Here is a 7,262-nt window from a genome sequence, read left to right on the forward strand (position 1 = left end):
GCCGTCCCGCTCCAATCTGCTCTCGAAGCCGCTGCCAACACGCCCGACTCAACGCTGAAAACTCGCATCTGGGGCACTTCGCCCGACTCGATCGACATCGCCGAAGATCGCGAACGCTTTGAAAAGATTTTGCGCGAGTTAGACATTCTACAACCGCCCAATGGTCTGGCCCGCAGCTATCGGGATGCGCTCAAAGTCGCTCAGAGGGTCACTTATCCAGTTGTGGTGCGTCCGAGTTACGTCTTGGGCGGTCGAGCGATGGAAATTGTCTATTCGGATGCAGAACTCGATCGCTACATGACCTATGCCGTTCAGATTGAGCCAGATCACCCGATTTTGATCGACAAGTTTCTCGAAAACGCCATCGAAGTTGATGTAGATGCGATCGCAGATGCCACGGGTGAAGTGACGATCGGCGGCATCATGGAACATATCGAACAGGCGGGCATTCACTCTGGCGACTCGGCTTGCTCGATTCCGTCGGTGACGCTGACACAGCCTGTATTGGCCCAAATTCGCACCTGGACAATCCAACTCGCAAAAGCGCTCAAAGTCGTCGGCTTGATGAATATTCAATTTGCCGTCCAGGGCGACCAGGTTTACATTCTAGAAGCCAATCCGCGCGCCTCTCGGACGGTGCCTTTTGTCTCGAAGGCGATCGGTCAGCCCCTCGCCAAAATCGCCGCCCGGATCATGTCCGGCAAAACCCTTAAGGAACTCAACTTCACCGAAGAAAAAATTCCCCATCACATCTCGGTCAAAGAAGCCGTTTTGCCCTTCGACAAATTTCCTGGCACCGATACGATTTTGGGCCCAGAAATGCGATCGACCGGAGAAGTCATGGGCATCGACACCGATTTTGGTAAAGCCTACGCCAAAGCCGAACTCGCAGCCAGTCAGCGCTTACCCCTCCAAGGCACCGTATTTGTGTCGATGAACGATCGTGAAAAAACGCTCGTCGTTCCCGTCGTCAAAGATCTGATGTCCCTGGGCTTCAAGGTCGTCGCCACCGAAGGCACCCGCAAAGTTCTCAAAGAAAACGGCTTAGAGGTCGAGCTAGTCTTAAAACTTCATGAAGGCCGCCCCCACGTTTTGGACTCGATCAAAAACGAACAAATTCAGCTCATTATCAACACCCCTTCAGGAGAAGAAGCCTACACCGACGATCGCCTGATCCGCCGCACCGCCTTGACTTACAAGATTCCGATCATCACCACGATCGCAGGCGCAAAAGCCACTGCCTCCGCAATCCGCTCTCTCCAGTCTCAACCGCTGACAGTGAGCGCCCTACAGGACTACATCCACGTCTAGTCAGCCTTGAGCAACGGACATACGAAATCTAGGGAGTAAGCTATACTAGCGATCCGACAATTTCTATGCTCGTTGCTCAAGGTTTCGATCTATCATGCGGCAGATGTCGATTACTCGTTTCTCACCGTATACCTATAAGACTGGCCGGGTGCACATCTCGACCCCCTTGTATTTTTCTAAAAACTTAATAAAACGTTAAATCTTCCTGGAATATCGACTGACCCTCTAATAAATCTGCGATTCTGTCTCACAGGATGCACTCGGTAAATTCGTTCCTGGATAAGCTGATATGTATATTAAAGAACCTGAAAGTGAACTCTCTACGGCTTTTCCCCATCTGACTGCCTGGAATAACCAAAAGGTTTCTCATAATCTTTACAAAGCTTAACTTTTTCCTCCATAATCAAGACATCGCTGCATTAGCGACACATTAATTGGGCTGAATGAGGTGTGTACCGCTTGAGACACCCTTTCTTTAGGGTTGCTGTCCCAACGAACCGAGTCCTTTCTAAGAAAACTCATAATTCCATCACTTCTACTCGATATCAGCGCTATGAAGACAGTTCAGACTCCCACCGATTCAGTCCGTGCTTACCTGCGCGAAATTGGTCGTGTCCCTTTGTTGACTCACGAACAAGAGATTCTCTACGGCAAACAAGTTCAAAAGTTGGCGCTGATCAACCAGACTAAAGAGGCGTTGACGCTAACGTTGGGTCATTCTCCCGATGAGGCTGAGTTGTCGCAGCAAGTTGGGTTGTCTGAGACAGAAATGCGGCAGGCGATCGCTGAGGGCGAAATTGCCAAACGTCGTATGGTCGAGGCCAATCTGCGTTTAGTCGTTTCGGTTGCCAAAAAATATACCAAGCGCAACGTGGACTTAATGGATCTGATCCAGGAAGGCACGATCGGAATGCAGCGTGGTGTTGAGAAATTTGATCCCACTAAGGGCTATCGGTTCTCAACTTATGCTTACTGGTGGATTCGGCAAGCGATTACGAGAGCGATCGCCGAAAAAGGCCGCACCATTCGCTTGCCGATTCACATCACCGAAAAGCTCAACAAAATCAAAAAAGCCCAGCGGGCCCTCGCTCAAAAACTAGGACGAGCCGCCACCGCCGCAGAATTGGCCGTTGAGTTAGAACTCACTCCCAGGCAAGTGCGGGAATATTTGGAGCGATCGCGCTCTCCCCTCTCCTTAGATCTGCGAGTTGGCGACAATCAAGACACCGAATTGGGCGAACTGCTCGAAGACACGGGCCCTTCTCCTGAAGACTTTGCGGCTCAAGCGTCTCTTCGCAAGGATCTGGAGACTTTGATGGCGGATCTCACGCCTCAACAGCGAGAAGTTTTGGCGCTGCGGTTTGGCTTAGAAGACGGAAAAGCTTTGACGTTGGCTAAAATTGGCGACCTGCTCAATATCAGCCGCGAACGAGTCCGTCAAATCGAGCGTGAAGCCCTCACCAAGCTACGGAAGCGCAAAGGCGATATGGGTGAGTATCTGGCGAGTTAGGGATGAGGGAGAACTTCGATGATCTGTTCCCCCTTTTGGGGTAATCCGCTGCGCGAGGAGGGATGAGGGATGAAAGGATCGTTCTGATTGATTTGTGCGATGCTGAGATCTTTCGTTTGATTTGGATGAGCTTGTAGGGTAGGGCGGAGCGATCGGACAGGCGATCGTTCCGCCTTTTGACTTGACGCAAACTAAGACTCTTAGCTAAAAGTCCCTCAGAATTGGGACGTGGAGGCAGAAGCCTTCAACAACGAAGCAAAAGAACTCGATCGTTCCATTAACAAACCAAAAGTTCTAACCCATCCCTCCTCTCTCCTCCCTCCGAGTGTAGACAATCCCACCTTTTAAGTTCGGTTCTACTGACTCCCAGTTGGTGTTTGAGTTGTTAAAGTAGTTTTAACAAAAGAACGATACAGTCCTCTCAGCGAGGTTGGTTAACGTGAACGACACATCGAATCAAGTTCCAGAATTCATCAAGGGTGGCGAGCCTGGACTGCTGTGGCAGTATGTGCAGTCTCTTAGCCCAGAAACGATCGCTCAACTCTCAAAGCCGTCTTCATCTGATGTTTTTCAGGTGATGGAGCGCAATATCATTGGTCTGCTGGGTGGCTTGCCTGCCGAAAGCTTTGACATTACGATTACGACGAGTCGAGAGCATCTTGGTAGACTGCTGGCTTCTGCCATGATGAGCGGTTATTTCATTCGTAATGCCGAACAGCGCATGACCTTTGAGAAATCCTTTGAGGTTGCCGAACCCGGAGAATAGTTAGATGATGAGTCACTGGTTGCGTCTACAAAGATTACTGACCTGTGGCAAAGAATAATAGTTCTTTCCAAAAAGCTTTGAATCGTAAGCAAGATTCGGTAGATCACACAGACGGTCTGCCGAATTTTGACGTGTTGGCGCTGCGACGATCGCTCCTCACCTGGTATGCCCAATCAGGTCGAGACTTGCCCTGGCGCAGAACTCGTGATCCTTATGCAATCTGGGTTTCAGAGATCATGCTCCAACAGACGCAGGTAAAGACGGTGATTCCTTATTACGATCGCTGGCTGGCTCAGTTTCCGACGATCGCGTCTCTAGCATCTGCCGATTTACAACAGGTTCTCAAAGCCTGGGAAGGGTTGGGCTATTACGCTCGTGCTAGAAATCTGCATCAAGCCGCGCAGAAGATTGTTCAAACTCACAATGGAACGTTTCCGCAAGATCCGATAGACGTTCTCGCCCTGCCTGGAATCGGTCGCACGACGGCAGGCGGCATTCTCAGCGCAGCCTTTAATCAATCGATCGCCATTCTAGACGGCAATGTTAAGCGAGTTTTAGCCCGACTGATCGCATTAGAAGTGCCTCCCAGTAAAGCTTTGCCAAAATTATGGAACCTGTCTGAAATCGCGATCGATCCTGATCACGCCAGAGATTTTAATCAGGCGATCATGGATCTGGGCGCGACAATTTGCACAACTCACCATCCTGCTTGTTTGATTTGTCCCTGGCAATTGCACTGTCAGGCTTACAATCTAGACATGCAATCTCAGGTGCCTATGTCAGAAGCGCGTGCCCCCATTCCCCACAAAGAAATTGGCGTAGCAGTAATTTGGAACGACCAGCAGCAGATTCTCATCGATCGCCGCAAATCAGACGGCTTATTGGGTGGCTTATGGGAATTTCCGGGTGGAAAAGTCGAACCCAGTGAAACGATCGAGGCTTGCATCAGGCGCGAGATTCAAGAAGAGATCGGCATTGAAATTGAAGTGGGCGATCGCTTAATGGTCGTTGACCACACTTATACTCACTTTAAAGTCAGGCTGAATGTGCATCATTGCCAATATGTGAGTGGAGAACCGCAAGCGATCGCCTGTGATGAAGTGCGCTGGGTTGAGTTGTCAGACTTGGATCAGTACCCCTTTCCCAAAGCAAACTTGCAGATCATTCAAGCGCTGCGAGACAACAAAGCCTGAAGCTTATCTAACTCAAGGGTCAAGCCTTTGGAAAGGTAAAGATTTCTGCCTTTTAGAATACTTCGAGATGTAAAATTCTGCTGCTAAAATCATGGATTCTAATGCCAACGTGAATTTGATGAATTTCCCGCTTCGTTGTTCAAGTCTTCTGCCCCCCAAGCTGCCAATTTTGGGGAATTTCAGAGAAGAATTCTGGTTCAAAGTCCCCTACTCGTGGGGGATTTGGGGGGCTGCCCGGATTAATCACCGTAGCGAAAGATTCATCGAACTGATGTTAACCCAACGTAAATTTGATGAACTTCTCGCTTTGGCTGCCGATTCATTAACTTCTTAAATCGCCCTTTATTAAGAAACTTTGAGCCACGCCTGTCTTAGAGTCTCTCCAAATTGGGGGTTGGGGGGCAGAAGCCAACAACGCAGCGAAAGATCATCAACCTCGTATTAACCCAAGTGATCGCGTCCTGATAACGGTGCAAGGGAGTGTCTAGCGATGGTCGGTAAATCTGTCAATCCACAACAAAAGCATATTGTTCTGTCGTCTCACCCGGCTCAATTTGGCCCCAAGCCGATCGCCCTTCATTGGGGAGCCGCCGATCCGCTCAAACGTGGCCCAATTATTGGCACAGTTCTCAATCCCGCTCATCGCAATGTGATTGGCACTCACTCAGGCTCTTACGCCGTCTATCGCGCTCTAGCAGTGGCCAGTGGCAGTCTACAAGCCAACCATCGCGCAGATTTGACAAATACCTCCCCGGCGGCGCACCTTGGGCCACATCCTGCCTGGGCTGACCCCGATCGCATTGTTTCACTCGATCCGTTTGGCGCTTTGGTGGGCGAAGTTTATTCTGATTTGTATGAACAGGGCTATGATATTCGACCGTCGATCGCCATCACGCAAGCCCACATCAACATGCCAGAACTGCAAGAAGCCGTCGCCAAAGGTCGATTGCAAGAAGATGGTTTGATCATGAAACCCGGGGGCAATTTGGTTGTAACTAAGGCGGCGATCGAGCCTGTCTGGTATCTTCCCGGCATTGCCAAACGGCTGGGCGTTGAAGAAAGTTTGCTGCGTCGCACGTTGTATGAACACACAGGCGGCATGTTTACCGATCTGATTACTCGTCAAGATCTCAAGGTGTTTTTGCCTCCGATCGGGGGTCTGACGGTTTACATCGTGGGCGATCCGGCTGCCATTACTGATCCCAACAAGCCGCTCGCCGTTCGGGTGCATGATGAGTGTAATGGATCGGATGTGTTTGGATCAGACATTTGCACTTGTCGCCCTTATCTCGTTCATGGCATTGAGGCCTGCATCCAAACGGCTCAAGAAGGCGGTGCAGGCGTGATTGTCTATTTGAGAAAAGAAGGTCGGGCGCTGGGAGAAGTCACCAAGTTTCTCGTCTACAACGCTCGCAAACGTCAAGAGGGGGGCGATCGTGCGGATGCCTACTTTGCCAGAACTGAGTGTGTGGCGGGCGTTCAAGATATGCGCTTTCAAGAACTGATGCCTGATGTATTGCACTGGTTGGGAATTACGCGCATCGATCGCTTCGTTTCGATGAGCGATATGAAGTACAACGCGATTACCCAATCGGGCATTCAAATTATCGAACGGGTTCCCATTCCTGACGAACTGATTCCCGCTGATGCGATGGTCGAGATTGAGGCCAAAAAAGCGGCTGGCTACTACACTCAGGGCGAAGTGTTGACCGAAGAAAAGTTAGCAGAAATTAAGGGACGGGGGCTGATTGAGTAGGAGGGATGAGGGATGAGGGATGAGGGAGGAATTTAAGAGTTTGTTCGTCTGTATTTTGGCTTTCTCGCTGGTTTAGTTCAATGTGAATTCGATTCAGTTTTTTCGCTTCGGTGTTTAGGGCTTCTGCCCCCCAATCTGCCAGTCCTGGGAAACTTTGAGAGTGGTTTGGGAGGGTTTAGGGCAGCAATTCCAAATTCAAAAAATACGAGGAGTCAGCAGTTTTGAAAGCAGAGGCATCCTGTTGTCAGCACGGCAGGCTGAGTAGCTCAGGGACATCGCCAGGGAGAGAACCAAAATTAACATTCTTTTTTGGCAACTTCTTTCCTGAATGGGAAACTATTTGAAAAATATTAAAATCTGGGAGCATCCCAATTGTGCAAAATCTCGGATAGCCTAGAGGAGGTCAGTAGAGAGCTGTAATAACAGGGAATCGTCGTTCTACCGCATAACCAGCCGCATCAAAGCATTTCAGATTGCCCAACAAAGCTTTTTCAATGCTTATGCAATTTTGCAGGAATCGAGGATGTTTTTGAGTGCTGCTAAAAACTCTTGTTCTAGATAGGGCTTAGTAAAGTAGGCAGTAGCACCCAATTGCATTGCTAGTCGGCGATGTTTTTCATTGCTGCGAGACGTAAGCATCACCGTAGGAGTAAGTGAGAGTTGAGCATCTTGACGGCGGTAGTTAAGAAACTCAAACCCATTCATATTAGGCATTTCAATATCACA

7 protein-coding genes are annotated in these 7,262 nt (G+C 49.7%); 6 read left to right on the forward strand and 1 reads right to left on the reverse strand.

Annotated elements, in window-relative coordinates; genetic code table 11:
- The 6 genes from ACJ2PR_RS34430 to ACJ2PR_RS34455 form a co-directional block, all read left to right on the forward strand.
- The coding region (locus ACJ2PR_RS34430) for an ATP-binding protein (protein ID WP_446880423.1) at positions 1-1,311 on the forward strand (1,311 nt) is incomplete at its 5' end.
- 553 nt (positions 1,312-1,864) lie between these two features.
- Positions 1,865-2,821 carry an RNA polymerase sigma factor, RpoD/SigA family gene (locus ACJ2PR_RS34435; RefSeq protein WP_446880424.1) on the forward strand — a complete coding sequence of 319 codons (957 nt, stop codon included), beginning with the start codon at positions 1,865-1,867 and terminating at the stop codon, positions 2,819-2,821.
- 439 nt (positions 2,822-3,260) lie between these two features.
- Positions 3,261-3,587, forward strand: coding sequence for a DUF760 domain-containing protein (locus tag ACJ2PR_RS34440; RefSeq protein WP_446859956.1), 327 nt, complete (start codon positions 3,261-3,263; stop codon positions 3,585-3,587).
- A gap of 44 nt (positions 3,588-3,631) precedes the next feature.
- Entirely contained in the window at positions 3,632-4,780 is a 1,149-nt protein-coding gene (mutY, locus tag ACJ2PR_RS34445) for an A/G-specific adenine glycosylase (protein ID WP_446880425.1), read from the forward strand.
- Between the two features lie 91 nt (positions 4,781-4,871).
- Positions 4,872-5,114: a hypothetical protein gene (locus ACJ2PR_RS34450; protein WP_446880426.1), complete on the forward strand. Its 243-nt coding sequence runs from the start codon at positions 4,872-4,874 to the stop codon at positions 5,112-5,114.
- Between the two features lie 156 nt (positions 5,115-5,270).
- On the forward strand, positions 5,271-6,536 hold the full coding sequence (locus ACJ2PR_RS34455; RefSeq protein WP_446880427.1) for a GTP cyclohydrolase II: 1,266 nt from the start codon (positions 5,271-5,273) through the stop codon (positions 6,534-6,536).
- A 498-nt stretch (positions 6,537-7,034) separates the two neighbouring features.
- On the opposite strand, the gene ACJ2PR_RS34460 is transcribed toward ACJ2PR_RS34455, so the two are convergent.
- Positions 7,035-7,262 (reverse strand): response regulator (locus tag ACJ2PR_RS34460; RefSeq protein WP_446880428.1); only part of this gene is annotated, 228 nt, incomplete at its 5' end.

Source organism: Phormidesmis sp. 146-33 (assembly GCF_052939515.1).